The organism is Brevundimonas sp. NPDC046655 (assembly GCF_044901625.1).
GTDB lineage: Bacteria > Pseudomonadota > Alphaproteobacteria > Caulobacterales > Caulobacteraceae > Brevundimonas.
In genome coordinates, this window is the sequence record NZ_JBJDPV010000007.1 from 1 (window position 1) to 26,310 (window position 26,310).

Genomic DNA, 26,310 nt, shown 5'->3' on the forward strand with positions numbered 1-26,310 from the left:
GCCCGTCTCCGAGCGAGCGGCGGATATACGGACACCACCCCGAGTCCACAAGCCCTGAATGACAGTTTCACGAACTATCTCAACGAACGAGAGTCCCGGAAAGGATGCGGCCGCTGACCGCCACGCCCCTGCACATACAGGGAGACTGCAGCCCCGCCTCTAGGCCTCCCCACTCGGCGCACAACAGCCCTCGCCACCCCCGCGCTGAGGCCGCCCACCCCGGTGGATCCGAGCCCGCCAGACCCACACATAATAGGCCCGCCGCCACGACGCGGTAAAATGTTGCGCCGAGGACACCGCTTCAGAGCACAGACGCGCGCTGGAAGGACCGAAAGACGGCATGGCGCACTTTTATTCCACATTCGGGCCGCTGCGGGTTGCAACGCAGCATCGACGGCTGCATAAGAGCGGCCAGTTGAAAGGTTCTCCTGTGTCCCACCGCGCCGCCACTGCTGCGATCCTGAGCCCCGCGAAAGCGGCGGCTGATCTGCGCGTGCTGTCGCTGGGCGTACTCCTTCTTTCGGTAATTCTTATTCCGCTTAGCCGAGCGGTGTGGATGCCTGCGACCTGACCTGACCCCGTCAAAATCGCCCGCTTCACCCCGCTCCCTCCCGGCAGCGGGGTTTTTTCATGTGCTCAGCCCAGACCCGACAGACAGAAACTTCCAATAGCCCGATGACCAAGACGCCAGACAGCAATAATCGACCCAATGCGCGCAGTTCGGCCGTCACCCAGGGCCCGAACCGCGCCGCCGCGCGCTCCTATCTGCGGGCGGCGGGCATGCAGGACGCCGACTTCGACAAGCCGATGATCGCCATCGTCAACACCTGGTCGACGGTTACCCCCTGCAACATGCACCTGGATCGCCTGGCCAAGGACGTCCGCGCCGGGATCATCGCGGCGGGCGGCTATCCGGTCGATTTCAACACCATCGTCGTCACCGACGGCATCTCCATGGGCACCCAAGGGATGAAGGCCTCGCTGATCAGCCGTGAGGTCGTCGCCGACTCCATTGAACTGGCGGTCGAAGGCCATCAGCTGGACGGCGTCATCTGCATCGTCGGCTGCGACAAGACCATCCCGGCGGCGGCTATGGCCCTGGCGCGGATGGATATCCCGGGCCTGGTCTATTACGGCGGCACCATCCTGCCCGGCCGGATCGGCGAGAAGGAGGTCTCGGTCCAGGAGGTGTTCGAGGCCATCGGGGCCCACGGCGCCGGCGCCCTGTCCGACGAAGGCCTGAAGGCGGTCGAGAGCGCGGTCTGCCCCGGCGCCGGCGCCTGCGGCGGTCAGTTCACGGCCAACACCATGGCCATGGCCCTGTCGATCATGGGCATCAGCCCCATGGGCGCCAATGACGTCCCCGCCGTCGATCCCGGCAAGAGCGCGGAAGGCGAGCGTTGCGGCCGTCTGATCGTCGAGCGGGTCTTCGCCGGCGATACGGCGCGCAAGTTCATCACTCGCGCCAGCCTGAAGAACGCCGCCATCGCCGTCTCGGCCTCGGGCGGATCGACCAACGCCGTCATGCACCTGACCGCCATCGCCGCCGAGGCCGGCGTCGACTTCGGCATCGAGGACTGCCATCAGGCCTGCGTCGAGGCTCCGGTTATCTGCGACCTGAAGCCCGGCGGCCGCTTCCTGGCCTCGCACCTGTTCGCGGCGGGCGGCACGCGTCTGGTCGCCCAGCGGCTGGCCGAGGCGGGCAAGATCGTCAACACGCCGACCGTCAGCGGCCGCAGCCTGTTCGCCGAAGCCGCCGAGGCCGAGGAGACGCCCGGCCAGCAGGTCGTCACCAGCATGGACGCCCCGGTCATGGCGCGCGGCTCCTACGCCGTCATCTATGGCGACGTGGCCCCCGAAGGCGCGGTCATCAAGCTGACCGGCCACAAGGTCGACCGCTTTGAAGGCCCCGCCGCCGTCTTCGACTGCGAGGAGGACGCCTTCCACGCGGTTCAGGACGGATCGGTCGGCGAGGGCGACGTCATCATCATCCGCTACGAAGGGCCCAAGGGCGGTCCTGGCATGCGCGAGATGCTGCAGGTCACCGCCGCCCTGAAGGGCCGCAAGATCGAGAACGTCGCCCTGCTGACCGACGGCCGCTTCTCGGGCGCCTCCTACGGCTTCGTCGCCGGCCATGTCTCGCCCGAAGCGGCGGTCGGCGGCCCGATTGCTCTTATTCGCGATGGCGATCCGATCGTCATCGACGTCACCAACCGAAGGATCGACGTGCTCGTCGATCTGGAGGCGCGCCGGGCGGACTTCGCCCCCAACCGTGTCCGCCCGGCGCAAGGCGTTTTCGCGAAATACCGCGCCGCCGTCGCCTCCGCCTCGCAAGGGGCCGTGACCATCCCCAATCCGCCGCCGGCTCAAACGGCCGAAACCTATTCCAACGCCGCCATCTCTGAGGACGCCTGACCCATGGCCATCACCATCTACACCAACGACGACATCAAGCCGGGCGCCATCGCCGGCCAGCGGATCGCCGTCATCGGCTATGGCTCGCAGGGTCGCGCCCACGCCCAGAACCTGAAGGACTCGGGCCATGACGTGATCGTCGGCGTTCGCCAGGGCGGCACGGGCTGGAAACACGCCACCGCCGACGGCGTCCCCACCGCCGAGCCGGCCGAGGCCGTTCGCGGCGCCGACATCATCGCCATCCTGACCCCGGACATGATCCAGAACGAGGTCTATCGCGACATCATCGAGCCGAACGCCAAGCCGGGCGCCGCCCTGCTGTTCGCCCACGGCTTCTCGATCATCTACGACCGCATCACCCCGCGCGACGACATGGACGTCATCCTGGTCGCCCCCAAGGGTCCGGGCGATCTGGTCCGTCGCGAGTTCGCACGCGGCCGCGGCGTCCCCTCGCTGTTCGCCATCGAGAAGGACGCGACCGGCAAGGCGCGCGACCGCGCCATGGGCTACGCCAAGGGCATCGGCGGCGCGACCGGCGGCCTGCTGGAGACCAGCTTCCGCGAAGAGACCGAAACCGACCTGTTCGGCGAACAGGCTGTGCTGTGCGGCGGTGCCAAGGAGCTGGTCATCTCGGGCTTCAACACCCTGGTCGAAGCCGGCTACCAGCCCGAGATCGCCTACTTCGAATGCCTGCATGAGCTGAAGCTGATCGTGGACCTCTTCTACGAGGGCGGCATCTCCAAGATGCACCACTTCATCTCGGAAACGGCCAAGTGGGGCGCCGTCGCCTCGGGCCCGCGCGTCATCACCGACGAGACCCGCGCCCGCATGAAGGAGGTCCTGACCGAGATCCAGGACGGCACCTTCGCCCGCAACTGGATCGCCGAGAACGAGACCGGCAAGCCGCAGTATCAGGCCTGGCTGGACGCGGATCGCCAATCCCACATCGAACAGACCGGCGCCCGCCTGCGCGAGCGGATGGCCTGGCTGCAGACCCCCAAGTCTGAAGCCGCCTGACCCGCGCATATATCGCGCATATATAAAGAGAGACTGACCAGATGAGCGCCGTCGCGCCCGCCCCGAAACCCGCCTCCGCCCCGGCGTCCGTGAACGACACGGCCACCGGCGCGCGCCTGCTCGTCTCCAGCCTGGAGCGGATGGGCGTGGAGGTGGTCTTCGGCTACCCCGGCGGCGCCATCATGCCCATCTACGACGCCCTGACCGGCACGGGCCTGAAGCATATCCTGGTCCGTCACGAACAGGGCGCGGCCTTCGCCGCCGACGCCTATGCCCGCGCCTCGGGCAAGGTCGGCGTCTGCATGGCCACCTCCGGTCCCGGCGCCACCAATCTGATCACCGGCATCGCCAACGCCATGATGGATTCGGTGCCGATGGTCTGCATCACCGGCAACGTCCCCCAGGGCGTCATGGGCACTGACGCCTTCCAGGAGATCGACATCCTGGGCGTCACCCTGCCGATCGTGAAGCACTCTATATTGGTGCGCGACGCCGCCGAGATTCCGGCCGCCGTCGAACAGGCCTTCCACATCGCCGCCTCGGGCCGCCCCGGCCCGGTCCTGGTCGACCTGCCCAAAGACGTCCAGTTCGCCACGGCGACCGCCCCCTTCGGTTTCAACATCCCCAATGAGACCGCCGACGTCGACCACGACGCCATAGTTGAGGCCGAGCGCTTCATCCGCACCGCCGAGCGCCCGCTGATCTACATCGGCGGCGGCGTGAAGATCGGCCGCGCGACCGAGGCCGTCCGCGCCTTCGCCGAGGCCACCGGCATCCCGGCCGTCTCAACCCTGAACGCCCTGGGCACGGTCGCCACCGACGCCCCCGGCTATCTGGGCATGCTGGGCATGCACGGCACGCGCGCCGCCAACGAAGCGGTCCAGTCGTCCGACCTGCTGATCGTTCTGGGCGCCCGCTTCGACGACCGCGCCACCGGCAAGCTGGCCGAGTTCGCGCCCCACGCCCGGGTCGTCCATTTCGACGTCGACGCCTCCGAGATCGGCAAGCTGCGCGAAACCCACGTCCCGGTCGCCGGCGAACTGAAGCCCGGCGTCGAGGCCCTGACCGCCCGTCTGGCCGCCGCTCCTCTGGCCATCGACCCCTGGGTCATCCGCTGCGCCACGGCCGCCGTGAACCATGCGGCCCGCTATGACGCCCCGGGCGAAGGCGTCTATGCCCCCGCTCTGCTGAAGCAGCTGTCCGAGGCCGCCGGCGACCGCTTCGTCGCCGCCTGCGACGTCGGCCAGCATCAGATGTGGGCGGCCCAACACTGCCGCTTCTCCAAGCCGGAAGCCCACATCACCTCGGGCGGTCTGGGCGCCATGGGCTTCGGCCTGCCCGCCGGTCTGGGCGCCAAGCTGGCCGATCCCTCGGCCACGGTCGTCACCATCGCCGGCGACGGCGGCTTCATGATGAACATCCAGGAGCTGGCGACCCTGAAACGCTACGGCGTCGCCCTGAAGATCGTCCTGCTCGACAACTCCTCGCTGGGCCTGGTGCGCCAGTGGCAGGAGCTGTTCTTCGAGGAGAACTATTCCGAGGTCGATCTGTCCGACAACCCGGACTTCGTGAAGGTGGCCGAAGCCTTCGGCGTCGAGGCCTTCCGCATCGACCAACGCGATCAGGTCGAGGACGGCATCGCCCGCCTGCTGGCGGCCGACGGCCCCTGCCTGGCCCACGTCATCATCAACCCCAAAGAGAACGTCTGGCCTCTGGTTCCGCCGGGCAAGAGCAACGCTGAAATGATGGAAGGCGCATGAGCATGAGCGACACCATTCACATCCAGATCGACCGGGCCGACGGCTCGCTTCAGCGTCTCATCGGCCTGGTGGAACGCCGCGGCTTCCACATCGACGGCATGAGCATGGCTGACGAAGGCCCCTCGCGCCGCATCGCCCTGACCGTGCGCGGGCGCGACGCCGCGCGCTCCATCGACAATCTGGGTTGCCAGATCGACCGCCTGTTCGGCGTCGCTCGCATCAGCACCCCTGCCTATCAGTCCGAGGCCGCCTAATGTCCCGAGTAGAACGAGTATCCAGAACCGCCGAGATTACGGCGTCGGATCCCAACCGCGTCATCATCTTCGACACCACCCTGCGCGACGGCGAACAGGCCCCCGGCTTCTCCATGTCGGCCGAGGCCAAGCTGAAGATGGCCCACGTCCTGCGCGACCTGGGCGTGGACGTGATCGAGGCCGGCTTCGCCGCCGCCTCGCCGGGCGACGAGGAATGCATCCGACGCGTCTGCGGCGAGATCGAGGGACCGATCTTCGCCTCGCTGAACCGCGCCAACGAGAAGGACATCGACGCCTCGTTCCGGGCTCTGGCGCCGGCGCCCAAATCGCATCGCCGCTGCCACGTCTTCCTGGCCACCAGCCCGATCCACCGCTCGGCCAAGCTGCGGATGAGCACCAACGAGGTGCTGGCCACCATCTCGCGCACGGTGGAATACGCCGCCTCGATGTTCGACGACGTCGAGTTCTCGGCCGAGGACGCCTTCCGCACCGAGCCCGAGTTCCTGGCCGAGGCCCTGATGGCCGCCGCCGATGCGGGCGCCCAGACGCTGAACGTGCCCGACACCGTCGGCTACGCCACGCCGGAAGAAGCGCGCCAGCGCTTCGCCTATCTGGACGGGATCATCCGTCCGCGACACGCCGACATCATCTTCTCGTCGCACGCGCACAACGACTTGGGCCTGGCCGTGGCCAACTCCCTGGCCGCCGTCGAGGGCGGCGCGCGTCAGATCGAGGGCGCGATCAACGGCATCGGCGAACGGGCCGGCAACGCCTCCATCGAGGAGATCATCATGGCCCTGCGCACCCGCGCGGACCGCTATGGCGTCACCGTATCCGCCGAGAGCCGCCACCTGGTGCGCGCCTCGCAGACCCTGCGCGAAGTGACCGAGACGGTCATCGCCCGCAACAAGGCCATCGTCGGCCTGAACGCCTTCGCCCACGAGGCCGGGATCCACCAGCACGGCATGATGGCCGACGCCCGCACCTACGAGATCATGCGTCCCGAGGACGTCGGTTTCGAGGGCAGCTACTTCGTGCTGGGCAAGCATTCCGGCCGCCACGCGGTCGGCAAGCGGGCCGAGGCCCTGGGCCATGTGCTGGAAGGCCAGCGCCTGGCCGACGTCTTCGCTGGCTTCAAACAACGCGCCGACCAGATCGGCGAAATCAATGACGCGGAACTGACCGCCATCATCACGGCGGTGACAGCCGCTGGCGCCTCCGCACAAATGGACAAGACCTATGCAGCCGCTGGCTAAGAATATCTGGATCAACGGCGACCTGACGCCTTGGGCCGACGCGAAGATTCACGTCATGAGCCACGCCCTGCACTACGGCACCTCGGTGTTCGAGGGCATCCGTGTCTATGACACCCCCAACGGCCCGTGCGGCTTTCGACTGACCGACCACATCCGCCGCCTGTTCGACAGCGCGCGCATCTATCACTTCCCCCTGCCCTTCACCGAGGACGAGCTGGTCCAGGCCTGCAAGGACGTGGTCCGTTCCGAGGGCCTGCATTCGGCCTACCTGCGGCCCCTGGCCTTCCTGGGCGAGTGCGGCATGGGCGTGACCCCGTCGCCGGAAAACATCCGCACCGACGTCATGATCTCGGCCTTCCCCTGGGGCGCCTATCTGGGCGAGGAAGCCTTGGAGAAGGGCGTCGACGCCTGCGTCTCCAGCTGGAACCGCGTCGCTCCGAACACCATCCCGGCGGGCGCCAAGGCCGGCGGCAACTACCTGTCCGGCTACCTGATCGGCCGTGAAGCCCGCGTCGGCGGCTTCGGCGAAGGCATCGCCCTGGGCGTCGACGGCCGCCTGTCGGAAGGCGCCGGCGAGAACCTGTTCGTGGTCAAGGACGGGGTGCTGATGACGCCCCCCGCCGCCGCCTCCATCCTGCAGGGCATCACGCGCGACAGCGTGATGAAGCTGGCGCGCGGTCTGGGCTACGAAGCCCGCGAGCAGATCCTCCCGCGCGAAGCTCTCTACGTCGCCGACGAAGTCTTCATGACCGGCACCGCCGCCGAGATCACTCCGGTGCGCTCCATCGACGGCATCACGACCCGCGCCGCCGGCCCCGGCCCGATCACGAAGGCGGTCAACAAGGCCTTCCGCGGCCTGTTCGACGGCACGACGCCCGACCGCTTCGGCTGGCTGGAGCCCATCCACGACACCGCCATCGTCGCCACGAAAGAACGCGTGCATGAGCCCGCCTAAGACCGGCCCGAAAACCCTGTACGAAAAGGTCTGGGACCGGCACGTCGTCGTGCCGGAAACGGCCGAAACGCCGGGCGTCATGTATGTGGACCTGCATCTGGTTCACGAGGTCACCTCGCCCCAGGCCTTTTCCGAAATCGAGGCGCGCGGACTGAAGGTCCGCCGCCCCGACCGCACCTTCGCCACCCTGGACCACTCCACCCCGACCCTGCCCGCCGGGCCGGACGGCCAGCGGCCCTATTTCACCCAGGCCGCCAAGGCCCAGGTCGAGACCCTGGAGACCAACTGCGCCCGCCACGGCGTTGAGCTGGCCGGCTGGGATTCCGACCAGCGCGGCGTCGTCCACGTCATGGGGCCTGAACTGGGCCTGACCCAGCCGGGCATGACCGTGGTCTGCGGCGACAGCCACACCGCCACCCACGGGGCCTTCGGCGCCCTGGCCTTCGGCATCGGCACCTCCGAGGTCGGCCATGTTCTGGCGACCCAGTGCCTGTTGCAGCGCCGCGCCAAATCCATGCGCGTGACCGTCGATGGCCGTCTGCGTCCCGGCGTCTCGGGCAAGGATGTCGCCCTGGCCGTCATCGCCGCCATCGGCTTCGGCGGCGGCACGGGCTACGTCATCGAATATGCGGGCGAGGCCGTGCGTTCGCTGGACATGGAAGGGCGCATGACCCTGTGCAACATGTCCATCGAGGCAGGCGCGCGGGCGGGCATGATCGCCCCCGACCGCGTCACCATCGACTGGCTGCGCGGCCGTCGTCACGTCCCCGCCGACTACGAGGCCGCCGCCGCCGACTGGCTGAGCCTGGCTTCCGATCCCGATGCGGCCTTCGACAAGGAGGTGACGCTGGACGGCGCCGCCATCCGTCCCATGGCCACCTGGGGCACCACCCCCGACGCCGGCGCTCCCGTCGGCGCTCCCGTGCCGCAGCCGCGCTCGGACTCGGACCGCAAGGCCATCGCCTACATGGGCTTCACCGCCGGCGAGGCCACGACCGGCCACAAGGTCGACGTCGTCTTCATCGGCAGTTGCACCAATGGCCGCCTGCCCGACCTGCGCGCCGCCGCCGACGTCCTGCGCGGCCGCAAGGTCCAGCCGGGCGTTCGCATGCTGGTCGTCCCCGGCTCCGAGGCCGTGCGTCGCGACGCCGAGGCCGAAGGGTTGGACAAGGTCTTCATCGCCGCCGGCGCCGAATGGCGCATCCCCGGCTGCTCCATGTGCATCGCCATGAACGGCGATTTCGTCGCCCCCGGCCAGCTGGCGGTCTCCACCTCCAACCGCAATTTCGAAGGCCGTCAGGGCAAGGGCGCCCGCACCATCCTGGCCAGCCCCGCCACCGCCGCGGCCAGCGCCGTCGCCGGCGTCCTGACCGACCCGCGCGCCTATCTGGAGGCCGCTCATGTCTGAGCCCTTTAAAACGCTGACGTCGAAGACCCTGACGCTGAGCCAGGCCAATATCGACACCGATCAGATCATCCCGGCGCGCTTCCTGACCACCACGACGCGCGAGGGTCTGGGCGCCCACGCCTTCCACGACTGGCGCTATGAGGCCGACGGCTCGCCCAAGCCCGAGGCCGTGTTGAACCGCATCGACCCGACCGAACAGCGCATCCTGCTGGCGGGGCCGAACTTCGCCTGCGGCTCGTCGCGCGAACACGCGCCGTGGGCCTTGCTGGACTACGGCTTCCGGGCGGTGATCTCGACCGAGATCGCCGACATCTTCACCTCCAACGCCCTGAAGAACGGCCTCCTGCCGATCGTCGTCGATCAGGCGACCTGGGACGACCTGGCCGCCCACCCGGAACAGGCTGTCACCATCGATCTGGAAGCCGGCGAGATCCGTCGCGGCAACGTCGCCCCCGTCTCCTTCAAGGTCGAAGCCTTCGCCCGCCAGTGCCTGCTCGACGGGGTCGACACCCTCGGCTGGCTGCAAGCGAAGCTGCCCTACGTCGAAACCTTTGAACGCCTGCGCCAAGATTCCTATCAGCCGGAGACCGCCTGATGCCCCACCATGAAGCCCACCCCGCTCCCCGTACCTTCAACATCGTGGTCCTGCCCGGCGACGGCGTCGGGCCTGAGGTTGCCCTGGCCGCAGAGCGCGTCCTGACCTGCATCGGCGATATCTACGGCCACCGCTTCGACTTCACCGAGCACCTGATCGGCGGCGCCGCCATCGACGCGACCGGGGAGGCCCTGCCCGAGGACACCAAGGCCGCCTGCCTGGCCTCCGACGCCGTCCTGCTGGGGGCGGTCGGTGGTCCCAAGTGGGACGGCGCCCCGGTCCGCCCCGAACAGGGTCTGCTGGCCATCCGCAAGGCCATGGGCCTGTACGCCAATCTGCGCCCGCTGCAGGTCTCGCCGGTCCTGGCCCACCGCTCGCCGCTGAAGAAGGAGATCGTCGAGGGCGTCGATCTGATCGTCTTCCGCGAACTGACCAGCGGCGTCTATTTCGGCGAGAAGACCCGCACCGCGACCAGCGCCTCGGACCTGTGCGTCTATACGGTCGAGGAGATCGAACGCGTCGCCCGCGCCGCCTTCCAGGCCGCCGGCCAACGCCGCGGCAAGGTGACCTCGGTCGACAAGGCCAATGTCATGGAGACCAGCCGCCTGTGGCGTGAAGTGGTGACCCGCATCCACGCCGAGGAATATCCGCAGATCACCTTGGAACACGCCCTGGTCGACTCCATGGCCATGCACCTGATCAGGAAGCCGCGCGAGTATGACGTCATCCAGACCGAGAACATGTTCGGCGACATCCTGTCGGACGAGATCTCGGTGCTGGGCGGCTCCATCGGCCTGCTGCCCTCGGCCTCGCTGGGCGCGGACGGCCCCGGCCTGTTCGAGCCGATCCATGGCTCGGCCCCGGACATCGCCGGTCAGGATCTGGCCAACCCGGTCGGCATGGTGCTGTCAGCGGCCATGATGCTGCGCCACAGCTTCGATCTGGAGGACGAAGCGGACTCGATCGAAGCCGCCGTTGCGGCGGTTCTGGCCTCGGGCGCGGTCACCGCCGATCTGGGCGGCGCCCTGGGCACGGTCGAGGCCACCCGCGCCATCGTCGACGCCATCCGCGCCATCCACTGGGCCGCCGCCCGCCACGTGCCGATGCACTGGGCCTGAGCCCCGACGTCGGCGCACAAAGAAAGGGCGGGCCTCGCGGTCCGCCCTTTTGGCGTTTCAGTTGTCGATCAGGCCCTGCAAGGCCACGGCCATGCGCCGCGCCAACTCCGCCTTCTGCGTCTCATCCAGCGAAGAATATCCGTCCGACAGTTCGCGCCCGATCGCCATGCCCATGATCAGGCCCGCCGCCAGACGCGCACGCACCGGGGCCTCGGGACCGCCGATCCAGGCGGCCAAAGGGTCGAAGAAGCGGTTGTTGGACGTGCGCTGCATGACGTCCATCGCTTTGGCCGAACCGACTGATCGCAGCAGGATCAACAGACCTCGCATCTTGGCGCCCGCGCCGTCATCCTGACAGGGCATGACCTCCCCGTAGACGATCTCGCGCGCCAGCCGCTCGCCGAAGTCCTCGCGCGGGCCGTCCATCAGGTCGCGACCGTTCTTGCAGCTGTCCAGCACGGCGACGAACAGGTCTTCCTTGGACCCGAAGTAGCGGCTGATCAGAGCGGCATCCACGCCGACGTCGCGCGCGACGTCTCGCATGCCGACGTCATCGTAGCTGTCGGAACAAAAACGCTCCCGCGCCGCTTCCAGAATCGCCTGGCGCGTCGCGTTGGCGTTACGCGGTCGAGGGGCGTCGCAAAGGACCAACGGAACCTACTCCAATAAACCTTAAACCCTATATGGCTTTGTCATCAGACGTTGACAAGCGCTGCCGCCGTTCTATAAGTCACCCAGCGTTGACTGGACGCTCCCTCCCCAAAGAGCGACGGTCTTCCAGATTCAATTCCCTCCCAAGGAGAATGCGCCGATGCGCACGGTGAAGATCGCGGCCGCGTCCGTACTGATGGCGACCGCCCTCTACGGCTGTTCCAAGGGCGGCGAAGCCCCCGCCCCCCAAGCCCCGCCGGTGACGGTGGCCCTGCCCCTGGCCCGCCAGGTGGTGGACTGGGACGAAGTCACGGGTCGCTTTGAAGCCCCCCGCACGGTCGATGTGCGCGCGCGCGTCGGCGGCTACATCCAGTCGGTCCATTTCAAGGACGGCGACTTCGTGCGTCAGGGCCAGCTGCTGTTCACGCTTGACCCGCGCCCGGCCCAGGCCGCCCTGGCCTCGGCCCAGGCCCAGCTGTCGCAGGCCCAGGCCCAGCTGACCCTGGCCCGCACCGAGTTCGCACGCGCCGAAGGCCTGCTGGCCTCGCAGGCCGTATCCCAGGCCGAGGTCGATTCCAAGCGCGGCGCCGTGGCCCAGGCCCAGGCCGCCGTCTCGGCCGCCAACGCCGCCATCCGCGCGCGTCAGCTGGACGTCGAGTTCACCCGCGTCACGGCCCCGATTTCCGGCCGTGTGTCCGACCGCCGCGTCGATCCCGGCAACCTGGTCGGCGGCGGCTCCTCCGCCGGCGACGTGCTGACGACCGTGGTTTCAGCCTCGCCGATCTACTTCGTCTTCGACGGTTCCGAAGCCCTGGCGCTCAAGTATCAGCGCGACGCCCGCTCCGGCGGCGCGGCCCCGATCCGCATCCGCCTGCAAGACGAGACCAGCTATGACCGCGTCGGCACGCTGGACTTCACCGACAACGCCATTGACCCGGCCTCGGGCACTATCCGCCTGCGCGCCGTGGTGCCGAACGCCGACGGCTTCCTGAAGCCCGGCATGTTCGGTCAGGCCCAACTGGCCGGTGCCGGCGCCTATCAGGCCCTGCTGGTGCCCGACGCCGCCATCGCCACCGACGCAGCGCGCCGCGTGGTCATCGTGGTCAAGCCTGATGGCACGACCGAGCCGCGGGCGGTCCAGACCGGACCTCTGGTCGACGGCCTGCGTGTCATCCGTTCCGGCCTGAAACCGACCGATCGCGTCATCATCGCCGGCGGTCAGCGCATCCAGATGCCGGGCATGAAGGTCGCACCCAAGAACGGCACCATCGCTCCGGTCGCGCCGCAGGCTGGCGGCGCCCCGGTCACCCAGGCGGCGCCGGCTTCCAGCGCCTCCTTCGCCAACGCCGGCTGATAGCTCATGAATTTCTCACGCTTCTTCATCGATCGGCCGATCTTTGCAGGCGTGATCTCGGTGTTCATCACCCTGATCGGCCTGTTCGCCTATCCGATGCTGCCCCTGTCGCAGTATCCGGAGATCGCGCCGCCCACCATCACCATCAACGCGGCCTATCCGGGCGCCTCGGCCGAGACCCTGGCCGAGACGGTCGCCGCCCCCATCGAGCAAGAGGTCAACGGCGTCGAGAAGATGCTGTACCTGACCTCCTCGTCCACCTCCGACGGGGCCGTGGCGATCACGGTGACCTTCCAGCCAGGCACGGATCTCGATTCCGCCCAGGTGCTGGTGCAGAACCGCGTCGCCCTGGCCGAGCCCAAGCTGCCTGAACAGGTCCGCCAGATCGGCGTGACGGTCAACAAGGCCGAAAGCGGCTTCCTGATGATCGTCGGCCTGACCTCGCCCGACGGCAGCCTGGACAACGACTATGTCGGCAACTTCGCCAACTCGACGCTGCGCGACCGCCTGCTGCGGATCGACGGTGTCGGTCAGGTCCAGGTGTTCGGCGGCGGCAACTATTCGATGCGGATCTGGATCGACCCGGCCAAGGCGGCCGAGCGCGGTCTGACGGGTCCTGACATCGTCGCCGCCCTGCGCGCCCAGAACGTCCAGGCCGCCGCCGGCGCCATCGGTCAGCCGCCCTTCGCCACCAACGCCGCCGCCTTCCAGCTGCCGGTTCAGGTCCAGGGCCGTCTGTCCGACCCTGACCAGTTCGCCGACGTCGTCATCAAAACCGATGCTCAAGGGCGCGTGACCCGCGTCCGTGACGTCGCCCGCGTTGAACTCGGCGCCCAGGATTACGGCATCCGCGGCTTCTTCGACGGAGAGCGCGGCGTCGGCGTCGCGGTCGTCCAGCAGCCGGGCGCCAACGCCCTGGGCACTGCCAACCGCGTCCTGGCCGAGGTCGAGGCCATCAAGACCGAACTGCCGGCCGGCATGGCCGTCTCCATCCCCTACAACCCGACGGAATTCGTCGCCGCCTCGGTCGAAGCGGTGCAGCACACCCTGCTGGAAGCCGTCGTCCTCGTCGTCATCGTTGTCATGGTCTTCCTGCAGACCTGGCGCGCGGCCATCATTCCCATCGTCGCCATCCCCGTCGCCCTGGTCGGCACCTTCGCGGTGCAACTGGCGCTCGGCTATTCCATCAACTCCCTGTCGCTGTTCGCTCTGGTCCTCGCCGTCGGCATCGTCGTCGACGACGCCATCGTCGTGGTCGAGAACGTCGAGCGCTACCTGAGACAAGGCCTGACGCCCAAGGAGGCCGCCTATCGTTCCATGCAGGAGGTCTCCGGCGCCCTGATCGCCATCGGCCTGGTGCTGACGGCGGTGTTCGTTCCGACCGCCTTCGTCCCCGGCATCCCCGGCATTTTCTACCGTCAGTTCGCCGTCACCATCGCCTCGGCGGCTCTGATCTCGCTGCTGGTGTCCCTGACGCTGTCCCCGGCCATGGCCGCCCTGCTGCTCAAGCCGCACACAGAGCACGACAACGTGCGCAAGCCGGGCCTCTGGGGCGCGGTCGTCTATTACGTCCGTTGGGCCGGCGACAAGTTCAACCAGGGCTTCGACTGGCTGTCGGACAAGTATGGTCGTCTGACCGCCCGTCTGGTCCGCTCGCTGATGGTCGTCATGATCATCTATGCGGGCCTGTTGGCCCTCACCGGCTGGCGCCTGATGGACACGCCCTCGGGCTTCATTCCGGAGCAGGACCAGGGCTTCCTGATCGGCGTCATCCAGCTTCCCGCCGGCGCTTCGCTTGACCGCACCGAGGCCGTGATGAAGCGCGCCAACGAGATCATCCAGAAGACCGAGGGTGTCGACGGCACTGTGGCCTTCGCCGGTCTCGACGGCTCCAGCTTCTCGTTCGGCTCCAACGCCGCGACCATCTTCGTGCGCCTCGACGCCTTCGAGAACCGCACCAAGGAACAGGCCGCCACCGCCCTGGCCGGCGCCATCACCGGCGCCACCGGCGGCATCGAGGAAGCCAACATTTTCGTCATCGCCCCCCCGGCCGTTCAGGGCCTGGGCAACGGCAACGGCTTCAAGATGATGATCCAGGACCGTTCCGGCGCGGGCTATCGCGCGCTGGAAGGCGCCACCTTCGCCATGATGGGCGGCGCGGCCCAGATGCCTGAACAGGTGCAGCAGGTCTTCTCGACCTACAACACCGGCTCGCCCCGCATCGCCGCCGACGTCGATCGCAACAAGGCCCTGATGATGGGCGTCCAGCCGTCGGCGGTGTTCGACACCCTCGGCGTCTACCTGGGCTCCTCCTACATCAACGACTTCAACCTGCTGGGTCGCACCTTCCGCGTCACCGCCCAGGCTGAACCCTCGGCCCGCGACGACATCGCCGACATCGCCAACCTGAAGACCCGCTCCGCCTCCGGCGCCATGGTGCCGATCGGCGCCGTCGCCAACCTGCGCGAGGATTCCGGTCCGGCCCGCGTCGTCCGCTACAACCTGTTCCCGGCTTCCGAGCTGCAGGGCCAGGCTGCACCGGGCATCTCGTCCGGCCAGGGCATCGCGGCGATGGAGCAACTGGCCTCTCAAGCCCTGCCGCAAGGCTTCAGCTACGAGTGGACCGAACTGGCCCTGCAGGAGAAGCAGGCCTCGGGCGGGGCCTCGATGATCTTTATCATGGCCGTGGTCTTCGTCTTCCTGGTGCTGGCGGCGCAATATGAGGCCTTCACCCTGCCGCTCGCGGTGGTGCTGATCGTCCCCATGTGTCTGCTGGCGGCCATGATCGGGGTGAACATCCGCGGTCTGGACAACAACATCCTGGTCCAGATCGGCCTGGTCGTCCTGATCGCCCTGGCGGCCAAGAACGCCATCCTGATCGTCGAGTTCGCCAAGCAGGCGGAAGAAGAAGAGGGCATGGATCGCTTCGAAGCGGCTGTTTACGCCGCCAAGGTGCGTCTGCGTCCGATCCTGATGACCTCCTTCGCCTTCATCTTCGGCGTCGTGCCGCTGATGCTGGCGACCGGCCCCGGCGCCGAAATGCGCCAGTCGCTGGGCACGTCGGTCTTCTCCGGCATGCTGGGCGTGACCTTCTTCGGCCTGATCTTCACCCCGGTCTTCTACGTGATGATGCGTTGGCTTTCGGCCAAGCTGCCCAAGACGCCGGAGAAGCCGCGCGAGCTGCCGACGACCTACGGCGCGCCTCCGCATGATCCGTACGACCCCAACGACCCCGCGCCGACGGCCCCCACGGCCAGCCCGCGCCTGGGAGACGCCTGATGAACCGTAAAGCCTTCTCGCTCCTGACCGCTTCCGGCGCCGCGCTTTTGCTCGCCGCCTGCGCGGTCGGGCCCAAGGCGCCGGACGCTACGATCCCGGCGCAGGGCCAGGGCGCCTTCATCGGCTCGCAATCCGCCTCGGTTTCGACCGAGGCGGCCCGCGCCGACTGGTGGCGGCTCTATAACGACGCCACGCTGGACAGCCTGATCCAGCAGGCGCTGACCGAGAACAACGAGCTGGAGGCGGCCGCGGCCAATCTGCGCGCCGTCCGGGCCTCGCTGTCCGAAGCCCGCGCCGGCCGCCTGCCCACGACCAACGCCAACGCCGCCTTCAACCGCAGCCAGGCCTCGACCATCACCAACCCCGCCGCCAACGGCGCCAAGCTGGACGACGTCGACACCTACAGCGTCGGCCTGGACGTCTCCTACGAGGTCGACCTGTTCGGTCGGGTGGAGTCCTCCATCCGCGCCGCCCGTAATGACGCCGCCGCCGCCGCCGAGGCGCTGGAGATCGTTCGCATCTCGGTCGCCGCTGAAACGGCCCGGGCTTACGCCGACACCTGCTCGGCCAACGCCCAGATCGCGGTCGCCGAACGCACCATCGACCTGCAGGGCAAGACCGTCGACCTGACCCAGCGTCTGCTCGACGGCGGATCGGGCAATGGGCTGGACGTGGCCCGCGCCCGCGCGGCCCTGGAGCAGACCCGCGCCAGCCTGCCGCCTCTGCGGGCCTCGCGCGACGGCGCCCTCTATCGCCTCGCCACCCTGACCGGGCGCACCCCGGCCGAGGCCAGCGAGGCGGCGCGCGGTTGCCAGTCGCCGCCGCAACTGTCGCAGCCGATCCCGATCGGCGACGGCGCGGCGCTTCTGGCGCGTCGTCCCGACGTGCGTCAGGCCGAGGCCCGTCTGTCCGCCGCCGCCGCCCGCGTGAACGTGGCCACCGCCAGCCTCTATCCGTCGATCAGCCTGGGGGGCTCGCTGGGCTCGACCTCGCTGGACTCTTCGGGTCTGGGGGAGGACGCCAACTTCCGCTTCAGCGTCGGCCCGCTGATCAGCTGGAACTTCCCCAATATCGCCGTGGCCCGCGCCCGCATCAAGCAGGCCGGCGCCCAGACCGACGCGGCCCTGGCGACCTTCGACCAGACCGTGCTGACGGCCTTGCAGGAAACCGAGACGGCGCTCAGCGCCTACGCCAACGAACTGGACCGCCGCACGGCCCTGCGCACCGCGCGGGATCAGGCGGCGACGGCGGCGCGCCTGTCGCGTCTGCGTTTCGACGCCGGCGCCGACAGCTTCCTGACGGTGCTGGATTCGGAACGGACCCTGGCCGGCGCCGACGCCGCCCTCGCCGCTTCGGAAGCCCAGGTCACCACCTACCAGATCGCCCTGTTCAAGGCCCTGGCGGGCGGCTGGGATCAGGCGCCAGATCCTGAAGCCTAGCCCCGAAGCCTGATCCTCGGATCATCGCTGAAAATGCAAACGCCCGGCAGGTTCGACCCCGCCGGGCGTTTTCTTTTGGCCCCTCGCGCACGATTTCCACGCTCCAAGGCGTGACCATGGCCCGATTGATGCTCTAGGAAGGATGCGTGTCTGTTCCCGCCGCGCCCTCCCCCGCCGCCGAGACTGCCGCCGCAGCCTCGCCTGCGGCGGCGCTGGCCCATGCCCGCCGCGTGGTGGTCAAGATCGGCTCCTCCCTTCTGGTTGACGCCGCCACCCGCGCGGTGACCCGCGACTGGCTGGCCTCCCTGGCCCAGGACATCGCCGACCTGCGCCAGCAGGGTCGCGAGGTCATCGTCGTCTCCTCCGGCGCCGTGGCCCTGGGGCGCGGACGGCTGAAGACCTCGCCCGGCCGGCTGCAGGACAAGCAGGCCGCCGCCGCCGTCGGCCAGACCCTGCTGATGCACGCCTGGGAAGAGGCCCTGGCCCCCCATGGCCTGATCACCGCCCAGGTCCTCCTGACCCGCGACGACACCGAGCGCCGCCGTCGCTGGCTCAACGCCCGCGCCACGGTCGAGGCCCTGCTGGCCCACGGCGTCGTCCCTGTGGTCAACGAGAACGACACCGTCGCCACCGAGGAAATCCGCTACGGCGACAACGACCGGCTGGCTGCGCGCGCCGCACAACTGGCGCGCGGCGACCTGCTGATCCTGCTGTCCGACGTAGACGGCCTCTACACCGCCGACCCGCGCCGCGATCCCGACGCCCGCCATCTGGCCCTGGTAGAGAGCCTCGGCCCCGACATTCTCGGCATGGCGAGCGGCGCCAACGCCGAGGCCGGGGTCGGCACCGGCGGCATGGCCACCAAGCTGGCGGCCGCCCAGATCGCCCGCTCCGCCGGCTGCGCCACCGTCATCGCCTCGGGTCTGACCCTGCATCCGCTGAAGGCCGTGGCCGAAGGCGCCCGCGCCACCCTGATCACCGCCCCGGCCACGCCCCTGGCCGCGTGGAAGCAGTGGATCGCCGGCAGCATGGCCCCCGGCGGTTCGTTGACCCTGGACGAGGGCGCCGTGTGCGCCCTGAAATCCGGCAAGAGCCTGCTGCCCTCGGGCATCGTCACCGTCAGCGGCGAGTTCGAAAAGGGCGACAGTCTGCGCCTGCTCGATCCGTCCGGCGCCGTCGTCGGCGTCGGCCTGGCCGCCTATCCCGCCGATGAAATCGCCCTGATCCGGGGCCGCCATTCGGATGAGATCGAGACCCTGATCGGCTACCGCGGCCCCTCGGTCGTGATCCACCGCGACGACTTGGTGCTGGAGACCCTATGACCGACGTAAGCGCCCTCATGTTGGACATGGGCCGCCGCGCCCGCGTCGCCGCTGACTCCCTTCGCGCCACCACGCCAGAGGCCCGCACCGACGCCCTGACCCGCCTCGCCAAGGGTCTGCGCGCCGCCGAGGCCGAGATTCTGGCCGCCAACGCCCGCGACATCGACAACGCCCGCGCCTCCGGCCTATCCGAAGCCCTGATCGACCGCCTGGCCCTGACCCCCGCCCGCGTCGAGGGCATGGCCGTCGCCGTCGAGACCATCGCCGCCCAGCCCGACCCCGTCGGCGCCGAGATGGCCCGCTGGACCCCCGCCAACGGCCTGGACATCGCCCGCGTCCGCACCCCGCTCGGCGTGCTGGGCGTCATCTACGAGAGCCGGCCCAACGTCACCGCCGACGCCGCCGCCCTCTGCATCCGCTCGGGCAACGCCGCCATCCTGCGCTGCGGTTCGGACTGCCTGGAATCCTCGCGCGCCATCGCCGCCGTGGTGGCCCGCGCCGTGACCGAGGCCGGCCTGCCCGCCGACACCATCCAGCTGGTTCCCGTCCCTGACCGCGAAGCCGTGGGCGCCATCCTGTCGGGCCTCGACGGCGCCATCGACCTGATCATCCCGCGCGGCGGCAAGAGCCTGGTCGCCCGCGTTCAGGCCGAGGCGAAAGCGCCTGTGCTGGGCCACCTGGAAGGCCTCTGCCACACCTATCTGGACGCCGCCGCCGACCTTGAGGTCGCCCGCCGCGTCGCCGTCAACGCCAAGATGCGCCGCGTCTCGGTCTGCGGCGCCACCGAGACCCTGCTGATCGATCGCGCCGCCGCCGAACGCCTTTTGCCCGCCGTCGCCGCTGACCTGATGGCTGCCGGTTGCGAACTGCGCGGCGACGCCGAGACCCGCGCCCTGGTCCCCGCAGCGACCGAGGCGGTCGAGGCCGACTGGACCACCGAATACCTGGCCCCCGTCCTGTCGGTGCGGGTCGTGGACGGAGTGATGGGCGCCGTGGATCACATCCGCCGCTACGGCTCGGGCCACACCGAGGCCATCATCACCACCAACCCCGAGGCCGCCGAACGCTTCGCCAACGGGGTCGACAGCGCCATCGTCCTGATCAACGCCTCGACCCAGTTCGCCGACGGCGGCGAGTTCGGCTTCGGCGGCGAAATCGGCATCTCGACCTCCAAGCTGCACGCGCGCGGCCCCGTCGGCGCTGAACAGCTGACCACCTACAAGTACGTCGTGCGCGGTCAGGGTCAGACCCGACCCTGAGCCTTCGCCCCCTGGAGAGCGCCACAGCCCTCCCTGGGATGACGCAAGGCCGCCTGAAACCAGCATTTTCCCAGGGCGATGCCCGCAGGGGCCGCGCCCATCGCGTCCGCACCCGCGAAAACGTGCTGCGTCGCACACCGCAGCCCGGTGATAAATTCCTCGAATTTAGATTCGAAAGCACGTTAATGCCTATTCATATAAAATTTCAGCTTCACTTCGGAAAATATTTGCGCATCAGCCGCAGGATTCGCTTAATGAGCAGATGCAAAAAGGTGGCCGTTCCAACCCTGGTGGTTTTCTGATCGAGCAGCGTCGGCTGGAAAAACAGCCCGCTGATCTGCGCGTACGCGCCTTCACGGAGATCACGCTCAAACCGACCGCCGACGGCGGCGCGGCCCAGGCGTCGCGCTGCACCGACTGCGGCGTGCCCTTCTGCCAGAACGCCTGCCCGCTGCAGAACAACATCCCCGACTGGCTGGCCCTGTCCGCCGACGGCGACCTGCGCGAGGCCTGGCGCATCGCCTCGGCCACCTCGACCATGCCGGAAATCTGCGGCCGCATCTGTCCGCAGGACCGCCTGTGCGAGGGCGCCTGCACCCTGCAGCAATCCGGCTGGGACGGCGTGACCATCGGCTCGGTCGAGGCCTGGATCGCCGACGCCGCCTTCGACAACGGCTGGGTCGAGCCCATCCGCCCCCTGGTCGAGCGCGGCCAGAGCGTCGCCATCGTCGGCTCCGGCCCCGCCGGTCTGGCCGCCGCCGACCGCCTGCGCAGCGAAGGCTACGCTGTCGTCGTCTATGACCGCCACGACCGCGCCGGCGGCCTGCTGACCTACGGCATCCCCGGCTTCAAGCTGGAGAAGCGCATCGTCCAGCGCCGCATCGACCGCCTGGTCGAGGGCGGGGTCGAGTTCGTGCTCAACACCTCGGTCGGAACCGACATTTCGATGGACGAGTTGCGGTCGCGCCATGACGCCGTCCTGCTGGCCATGGGCGTCTATCAGGCCCGCACCCTGGCCGTGCCCGGTCGCGGTCCGAATGACACCGTCGCCGCCCTCGACTTCCTGATCGCCCAGAACCGCGTCGATTGCGGCGACGCCGCCGACGCCTCAGCACCCCACGCGGCGGGTCGCGACGTGGTCGTCGTCGGCGGCGGCGACACGGCCATGGACTGCGTCCGCACCGCCGTCCGTCAGGGCGCGAACAGCGTCGTATGCCTCTATCGCCGCGACCGCGAGAACATGCCCGGCTCGGCCCGCGAGGTGCAGAACGCCGAGGAGGAAGGCGTCCGTTTCGAATGGCTGGGCGCGCCCAAGGCCCTGATGTCGAAAGGCGAGGCCGTCACCGCCGTCCGCGCCCAGCGCATGGCCCTGACGGAAGCCGCTCCCGGCCAGCGTCGCGACATCGCCCCGGTGGCCGGCTCGGACTTCGACCTGCCCGCCGACCTGGTGATCGAGGCTTTGGGCTTCGAGCCCGAGGCCTTCGCGGAACAGCTGGACGCCAACCTCGGCCTGACCAAATGGAACACCCTGCAGGTGGCGCGCGGCGGGTTCGCCACCACCCTGCCCGGCGTGTTCGCCGCCGGGGACGCCGTGCGCGGCGCCTCCCTCGTCGTCTGGGCCGTGCGCGACGGCCAGGACGCCGCGGCCGAAATCGACCGCTACCTGCGCGCGCGTACCGAGGAAGCTGCGGCATGACCGACGCATCGCAACAGAACTGGCTGGCCCAGTACGAAGAGAACCGCGCCCGCCTGATCGAGGGCGGCGCCTATGACCCGGCATCGGAACGCGACGCCTGCGGCGTGGGTCTGGTCTGCGCCATCGACGGCAAGCCGCGCCGCGAAATCGTCGAGATGGCCATCAAGTCGCTGAAGGCCGTGGCCCACCGCGGCGCGGTCGACGCCGACGGCCTGTCGGGCGACGGCGCCGGCGTCATGATCGAACTGCCCCAGGCCTTCTTCGCGGCCCAGGTGCGCGCCGTCGGCCAGACCCTGCGTCCCGGCCCCATCGCCGTGGGCCAGGTCTTCCTGCCGCGCACCGACCTGGGCGCCCAGGACCACGCCCGCGCCATCGTCGAGGCCGAGGCCATCCGATCGGGTTTCTACATCTACGGCTGGCGCCAGACCCCGCTGGACCTGTCGGTCGTCGGCGTGCGCGCCGACGCCACCCGGCCCGAGATCGAACAGATCATGCTCGCCGCCCCGGAAGGCATGGAGATCGAGGAACTGGAGCGCGAGCTCTTCCTCTGTCGCCGCCGCATCGAAAAGGCGGTGCAGGCCTCGGGCCTGAACGGCTTCTACCTGTGCTCCCTGTCGGCCCGCTCGATCGTCTACAAGGGCATGGTCCGCGCCGAGCTGCTGGGGCAGCTGTATCACGACCTGAACGACCCCACGGTCGAGGCCGGCTACGCCGTCTTCCACCAGCGCTATTCGACCAACACCTTCCCCGAATGGAAGCTGGCCCAGCCCTTCCGCATGCTGGCCCACAACGGCGAGATCAATACGCTTCAGGGCAACCTGAACTGGATGCGCGCCCACGAGATCCGCATGGCGGCCTCGGCCTTCGGCGACCGCGACCATGAGGTCAAGCCGGTGGTCCAGCCGGGCGGCTCGGACTCGGCGGCCCTGGACAATGTCTTCGAGGTTCTGGTCCGCGCCGGGCGTCCCGCCCCCCTGGCCAAGGCCCTGCTGGTGCCCGAGGCCTGGTCCTCGGACGACGTGGTGATGAAGCCCGAGCACCGCGCCCTCTACGCCTACTGCAACGCGGTCATGGAGCCGTGGGACGGCCCCGCCGCCCTCTGCGCCGTCGACGGCCGCTGGGTCGTGGCCGGCAAGGACCGCAACGGCCTGCGTCCCCTGCGGGCCGTGGAAACCGTGGACGGCCTGCTGCTGGCCGGGTCGGAGGCCGGCCTGGTCCCCCTGCCCGAGGGCCGCATCAAGCGCCGCCTGCACATCGGCCCCGGCAAGCTGATCGCCGTCGACCTGAAGCACGGCCGCCTCTACGATGAACACGAGGCCGTCGACGCCCTGGCCGCCGCCCAGCCCTATTCGGACTGGCTGGACAACATGGTCGATCTGGAGCCCATCATCGGCCCCGGACCCGAACCGCGCGCCGCCGTCGGCGAGGCCCTGATCCGTCGCCAGATCGCCGCCGGTTTCAGCCGCGAAGATCTGGACCTGCTGCTGGACGCTCTGGTCCGCGACGGTAAGGAGGCGGTGGGATCGATGGGCGACGACGCCCCGCCCGCCGTCCTGTCCAGCCTGCCGCGCCCGCTGGCCCACTACTTCCGCCAGAACTTCTCGCAAGTCACCAACCCGCCCATCGACCCCCTGCGCGAAGCCGGGGCCATGAGCCTGAAGACCCGCTTCAAGAACCTGGGCAACATCCTGGCCCAGGACGAGGCCCAGACCGAGGTCTTCGTGCTGGACAGCCCGGTCCTGACCACCGGCATGTATCAGCGCCTGCTGGGCGTCGTCGCAGACGGCTCGACCACGGTGATCGACTGCACCTATCCGCTGCCCGCCGAAGATGACCGCCCTGGCGCGGGCCTGCGTCAGGCCCTGGACCGCATCCGCGACGAGGCCGAGGCCGCCGCCCGCGACGGCGCCACCCTGATCGTCCTGACCGACGAGCACGCCTCAGCCGAGCGTCTGGCCGCGCCGATGATCCTGGCCACCGCCGGCACCCACGGCCGCCTGATCGCCGCGGGCCTGCGCACCTATTGCTCGCTGGTGGTGCGTTCGGCCGAGACCCTGGACCCCCACGCCTTCGCCGTTCTGGTCGGGGTCGGCGCCACGGCCGTCAATCCGTGGCTGGCGCAGGAGCTGTTCCAGGAGCGCCTGGACCGCGGCGCCTATCCGGGCCTGACGCTCCACGACGCCTGCCTCAACTACAAGCACGGCATAGAGGCCGGCCTGCTCAAGGTGCTGGCGCGCAAGGGCATCAGCATCATCTCCGCCTATCGCGGTGGCTGCGAATTCGAGGTTCTGGGCCTGTCGCGGGCTCTGGCTGCCGAGTTCTTCCCCGGCGCCCCGTCGCGCATCTCGGGCATCGGTCTGGCCGGTCTGGAGCAGGCGGCGCTCAAGCGTCACGCTGCAGCCTTCGGCGCGGCGGTCCCGTCGCCGTCCATGGGCGGCTTCTTCCGCATCCGTGCGGGCGGCGAGGCCCACGCCCATGACGCGAAGACGATCCACCTGCTGCAGGACGCGGTGAACCGCGGCGACTACAAGCGCTTCAAGCAATACTCAGCCGCCGTCCGCGAGCAGCCGGACCTGGCCCTGCGCGACCTGCTCGACTTCAAGGATGGCCTGACCCCGGTCCAGCTGCACGAGGTCGAAAGCGTCTCGGACATTCGCCGCCGCTTCCTGTCCCAGGCCATGTCGCTGGGCGCCCTCAGCCCTGAAGCGCACGAAACCCTGAACATCGCCATGAACCGGATGGGCGCGCGCGCCGTGTCCGGCGAGGGCGGCGAGGACCCGGCCCGCTATGTGCCGCGTCCGAACGGCGACAACGCCAACTCGGCGGTCAAGCAGGTGGCCTCGGGCCGCTTCGGCGTCACCGCCGAATACCTGAACCAGTGCCGCGAGATCGAGATCAAGGTGGCCCAAGGCGCCAAGCCCGGCGAGGGCGGCCAGCTGCCCGGCTTCAAGGTCACCGAGTTCATTGGCCGGATGCGCCACGCCGTTCCCGGCACGACCCTGATCAGCCCGCCGCCGCACCACGACATCTATTCGATCGAGGATCTGGCCCAGCTGATCTACGACCTGAAGGCGATCAATCCCGACGCCAAGGTCACGGTCAAACTGGTCTCGGCCACCGGTATCGGCGCCATTGCCTCGGGCGTGGCCAAGGCCAAGGCCGACGCCATCCTGATCGCCGGCCACAACGGCGGCACGGGCGCTTCGCCCCAGACCTCGGTCAAGCACGCGGGGATGCCGTGGGAGATCGGTCTGGCCGAGGCGCATCAGGTTCTCAGCCTGAACCACCTGCGCTCGTCCGTCAGTCTGCGCGCCGACGGCGGCATCCGCACCGGCCGCGACGTGGTTCTGGCCGCCCTGCTGGGAGCCGAGGAATACGGCATCGGCACCTCGGGCCTGATCGCCATGGGCTGTCTGATGGTGCGTCAGTGCCACTCAAACACCTGCCCGGTCGGCGTCTGTTCGCAGGACGAGCGCCTGCGCGCCAAGTTCACCGGCACGCCGGAGAAGGTGGTCAACCTCTTCACCTTCATCGCCGAGGAGGTTCGCGAGATTCTGGCCTCCATCGGCGCCCGCACCATTGATGAAATTGTCGGCCGCACCGACCTGCTGCGTCAGACCCGGCGGGGCGGGTCGCATCTGGACGACCTGGACCTCAACCCCCTGCTGATGAAGGTCGACGTCGACCGGCCCGGCCGCTGGGCCGACAAGGTGCGCAAGCCCGTCCCCGAGAGCCTGGACGCCCAGGTGCTGAAGGACGCCGCTCCCTTCCTCGAGCGCGGCCAGACGCTGGAGCTGTCCTATCCGCTGAACAACACCCAGCGCACCGCCGGCGCCGGGGTCTCTTCGGCCATCGTCCGCAAATTCGGGCCTGAGGGGCCGCAAGGTCGCCTGAAGCTGAAGCTGGAAGGCATCGCCGGTCAGAGCTTCGGCGCCTTTGGCGCGCGCGGCCTGATCCTCGACGTCACCGGCGAGGTCAACGACTACGTCGGCAAGGGTCTGTCGGGCGCCGACATCCACGTCCGTCCCCATGAGTGGCGGGCCGAGCAGCAGATCTGCGGCAACACCACCCTCTATGGGGCCACCTCGGGCCGTCTGTTCGTGGCGGGGGCGGCGGGCGAACGCTTCGCCGTCCGCAACTCCGGCGCCGAGGCCGTGGTCGAGGGTCTGGGGGCGCACGGCTGCGAGTACATGACCGGCGGCCGCGTCGTCGTCCTCGGCGCCGTCGGCTGGAACCTGGCGGCAGGCATGAGCGGCGGCGAGCTGTTCGTGCTCGACGTCGACGGCCGCGCGGCCCAGGCTCTGAACGGCGATCTGGCCGGCATCGGCCGCATCGACGCCGACGCCGAGGCTCGGTTGAAGGCCCTGATCGAAGCCCATGCCAGCGCCACCGCCTCGCCCCTGGCCCGACGCATCCTGGCCGACTGGTCGAGCTTCGCGCCGCGCTTCGTCCGCATCGTCCCCAAAACCGTCCTCGCCGCCGAGGCCGCCGAGACCGACGTCAGGCTGGCCCAACCGGCCTGACGTCGCCTT

Annotated in this window: 18 protein-coding genes; 17 read left to right on the plus strand and 1 reads right to left on the minus strand. The window is 69.1% G+C overall.

The features are described from left to right. Positions 1-340 precede the first annotated feature (340 nt). The 10 genes from ACI2KI_RS15790 (at position 341) to leuB (ending at position 10,778) form a co-directional block, all read left to right on the plus strand. On the plus strand, positions 341-571 hold the full coding sequence (locus tag ACI2KI_RS15790; protein WP_404621592.1) for a hypothetical protein: 231 nt from the start codon (positions 341-343) through the stop codon (positions 569-571). Between the two features lie 104 nt (positions 572-675). After that, a complete protein-coding gene (locus tag ACI2KI_RS15795; protein WP_404621594.1) occupies positions 676-2,415 on the plus strand; it encodes a dihydroxy-acid dehydratase in 1,740 nt (579 codons plus the stop codon). A gap of 3 nt (positions 2,416-2,418) precedes the next feature. Then, entirely contained in the window at positions 2,419-3,432 is a 1,014-nt protein-coding gene (ilvC, locus tag ACI2KI_RS15800) for a ketol-acid reductoisomerase (RefSeq protein ID WP_292084728.1), read from the plus strand. Between the two features lie 41 nt (positions 3,433-3,473). Beyond that, positions 3,474-5,192 carry an acetolactate synthase 2 catalytic subunit gene (ilvG, locus tag ACI2KI_RS15805; RefSeq protein WP_404621596.1) on the plus strand — a complete coding sequence of 573 codons (1,719 nt, stop codon included), beginning with the start codon at positions 3,474-3,476 and terminating at the stop codon, positions 5,190-5,192. Between the two features lie 2 nt (positions 5,193-5,194). Further along, positions 5,195-5,446 carry an ACT domain-containing protein gene (locus ACI2KI_RS15810; protein ID WP_312065312.1) on the plus strand — a complete coding sequence of 84 codons (252 nt, stop codon included), beginning with the start codon at positions 5,195-5,197 and terminating at the stop codon, positions 5,444-5,446. Continuing rightward, the gene (locus ACI2KI_RS15815) at positions 5,446-6,702 is read left to right on the plus strand and encodes a 2-isopropylmalate synthase (RefSeq protein WP_404621598.1); all 1,257 of its coding nucleotides are present in this window, start codon (positions 5,446-5,448) and stop codon (positions 6,700-6,702) included. Before ACI2KI_RS15810 ends, ACI2KI_RS15815 begins: the two co-directional genes overlap by 1 nt. After that, positions 6,686-7,657: a branched-chain amino acid transaminase gene (locus ACI2KI_RS15820; RefSeq protein WP_404621600.1), complete on the plus strand. Its 972-nt coding sequence runs from the start codon at positions 6,686-6,688 to the stop codon at positions 7,655-7,657. The genes ACI2KI_RS15815 and ACI2KI_RS15820 overlap by 17 nt, the downstream gene beginning before the upstream one ends. Beyond that, positions 7,644-9,065, plus strand: a complete 1,422-nt coding sequence (gene leuC / locus ACI2KI_RS15825; RefSeq protein ID WP_404621602.1) for a 3-isopropylmalate dehydratase large subunit — start codon at positions 7,644-7,646, stop codon at positions 9,063-9,065. Before ACI2KI_RS15820 ends, leuC begins: the two co-directional genes overlap by 14 nt. Next, entirely contained in the window at positions 9,058-9,660 is a 603-nt protein-coding gene (leuD, locus tag ACI2KI_RS15830) for a 3-isopropylmalate dehydratase small subunit (RefSeq protein ID WP_404621604.1), read from the plus strand. The genes leuC and leuD overlap by 8 nt, the downstream gene beginning before the upstream one ends. Then, positions 9,660-10,778 carry a 3-isopropylmalate dehydrogenase gene (gene leuB / locus ACI2KI_RS15835; protein ID WP_404621606.1) on the plus strand — a complete coding sequence of 373 codons (1,119 nt, stop codon included), beginning with the start codon at positions 9,660-9,662 and terminating at the stop codon, positions 10,776-10,778. Before leuD ends, leuB begins: the two co-directional genes overlap by 1 nt. Before the next feature lie 57 nt (positions 10,779-10,835). Here the strand turns inward: leuB and ACI2KI_RS15840 are convergent, their stop codons facing one another. Then, the gene (locus tag ACI2KI_RS15840) at positions 10,836-11,429 is read right to left on the minus strand and encodes a TetR/AcrR family transcriptional regulator (protein WP_292084718.1); all 594 of its coding nucleotides are present in this window, start codon (positions 11,427-11,429) and stop codon (positions 10,836-10,838) included. 160 nt (positions 11,430-11,589) lie between these two features. Here ACI2KI_RS15840 and ACI2KI_RS15845 point away from each other — a divergent pair, with 160 nt between their 5' ends. The 7 genes from ACI2KI_RS15845 (at position 11,590) to gltB (ending at position 26,301) form a co-directional block, all read left to right on the plus strand. Beyond that, complete coding sequence (locus ACI2KI_RS15845) at positions 11,590-12,783, plus strand: efflux RND transporter periplasmic adaptor subunit (protein ID WP_404621608.1); 1,194 nt, start codon at positions 11,590-11,592, stop codon at positions 12,781-12,783. A 6-nt stretch (positions 12,784-12,789) separates the two neighbouring features. Continuing rightward, positions 12,790-16,062, plus strand: coding sequence for an efflux RND transporter permease subunit (locus tag ACI2KI_RS15850; protein ID WP_404621610.1), 3,273 nt, complete (start codon positions 12,790-12,792; stop codon positions 16,060-16,062). Continuing rightward, the gene (locus ACI2KI_RS15855) at positions 16,062-17,501 is read left to right on the plus strand and encodes an efflux transporter outer membrane subunit (RefSeq protein WP_404621612.1); all 1,440 of its coding nucleotides are present in this window, start codon (positions 16,062-16,064) and stop codon (positions 17,499-17,501) included. The genes ACI2KI_RS15850 and ACI2KI_RS15855 overlap by 1 nt, the downstream gene beginning before the upstream one ends. 212 nt (positions 17,502-17,713) lie before the next feature. After that, entirely contained in the window at positions 17,714-18,823 is a 1,110-nt protein-coding gene (gene proB, locus ACI2KI_RS15860) for a glutamate 5-kinase (RefSeq protein ID WP_404621748.1), read from the plus strand. Further along, the gene (locus tag ACI2KI_RS15865) at positions 18,820-20,082 is read left to right on the plus strand and encodes a glutamate-5-semialdehyde dehydrogenase (RefSeq protein WP_404621614.1); all 1,263 of its coding nucleotides are present in this window, start codon (positions 18,820-18,822) and stop codon (positions 20,080-20,082) included. The genes proB and ACI2KI_RS15865 overlap by 4 nt, the downstream gene beginning before the upstream one ends. 262 nt (positions 20,083-20,344) lie before the next feature. Beyond that, the gene (locus ACI2KI_RS15870; RefSeq protein WP_404621616.1) at positions 20,345-21,778 is read left to right on the plus strand and encodes an NAD(P)-dependent oxidoreductase; all 1,434 of its coding nucleotides are present in this window, start codon (positions 20,345-20,347) and stop codon (positions 21,776-21,778) included. Then, positions 21,775-26,301: a glutamate synthase large subunit gene (gltB, locus tag ACI2KI_RS15875; protein ID WP_404621618.1), complete on the plus strand. Its 4,527-nt coding sequence runs from the start codon at positions 21,775-21,777 to the stop codon at positions 26,299-26,301. Before ACI2KI_RS15870 ends, gltB begins: the two co-directional genes overlap by 4 nt. Positions 26,302-26,310 lie beyond the last annotated feature (9 nt).

What these genes read in the sequence shown, in the direction of transcription:
- leuC (WP_404621602.1), top strand. Translation starts at nt 7,644, where the DNA reads ATGAGCCCGCCTAAGACCGGCCCGAAAACCCTGTACGAAAAGGTCTGG.
- ACI2KI_RS15790 (WP_404621592.1), top strand. Translation starts at nt 341, where the DNA reads ATGGCGCACTTTTATTCCACATTCGGGCCGCTGCGGGTTGCAACGCAG.
- ACI2KI_RS15855 (WP_404621612.1), top strand. Translation starts at nt 16,062, where the DNA reads ATGAACCGTAAAGCCTTCTCGCTCCTGACCGCTTCCGGCGCCGCGCTT.
- ACI2KI_RS15810 (WP_312065312.1), top strand. Translation starts at nt 5,195, where the DNA reads ATGAGCGACACCATTCACATCCAGATCGACCGGGCCGACGGCTCGCTT.
- gltB (WP_404621618.1), top strand. Translation starts at nt 21,775, where the DNA reads ATGACCGACGCATCGCAACAGAACTGGCTGGCCCAGTACGAAGAGAAC.
- leuD (WP_404621604.1), top strand. Translation starts at nt 9,058, where the DNA reads ATGTCTGAGCCCTTTAAAACGCTGACGTCGAAGACCCTGACGCTGAGC.
- ACI2KI_RS15845 (WP_404621608.1), top strand. Translation starts at nt 11,590, where the DNA reads ATGCGCACGGTGAAGATCGCGGCCGCGTCCGTACTGATGGCGACCGCC.
- ilvG (WP_404621596.1), top strand. Translation starts at nt 3,474, where the DNA reads ATGAGCGCCGTCGCGCCCGCCCCGAAACCCGCCTCCGCCCCGGCGTCC.
- ACI2KI_RS15815 (WP_404621598.1), top strand. Translation starts at nt 5,446, where the DNA reads ATGTCCCGAGTAGAACGAGTATCCAGAACCGCCGAGATTACGGCGTCG.
- ACI2KI_RS15850 (WP_404621610.1), top strand. Translation starts at nt 12,790, where the DNA reads ATGAATTTCTCACGCTTCTTCATCGATCGGCCGATCTTTGCAGGCGTG.
- leuB (WP_404621606.1), top strand. Translation starts at nt 9,660, where the DNA reads ATGCCCCACCATGAAGCCCACCCCGCTCCCCGTACCTTCAACATCGTG.
- ilvC (WP_292084728.1), top strand. Translation starts at nt 2,419, where the DNA reads ATGGCCATCACCATCTACACCAACGACGACATCAAGCCGGGCGCCATC.
- ACI2KI_RS15820 (WP_404621600.1), top strand. Translation starts at nt 6,686, where the DNA reads ATGCAGCCGCTGGCTAAGAATATCTGGATCAACGGCGACCTGACGCCT.
- ACI2KI_RS15795 (WP_404621594.1), top strand. Translation starts at nt 676, where the DNA reads ATGACCAAGACGCCAGACAGCAATAATCGACCCAATGCGCGCAGTTCG.
- ACI2KI_RS15865 (WP_404621614.1), top strand. Translation starts at nt 18,820, where the DNA reads ATGACCGACGTAAGCGCCCTCATGTTGGACATGGGCCGCCGCGCCCGC.
- ACI2KI_RS15870 (WP_404621616.1), top strand. Translation starts at nt 20,345, where the DNA reads ATGCAAAAAGGTGGCCGTTCCAACCCTGGTGGTTTTCTGATCGAGCAG.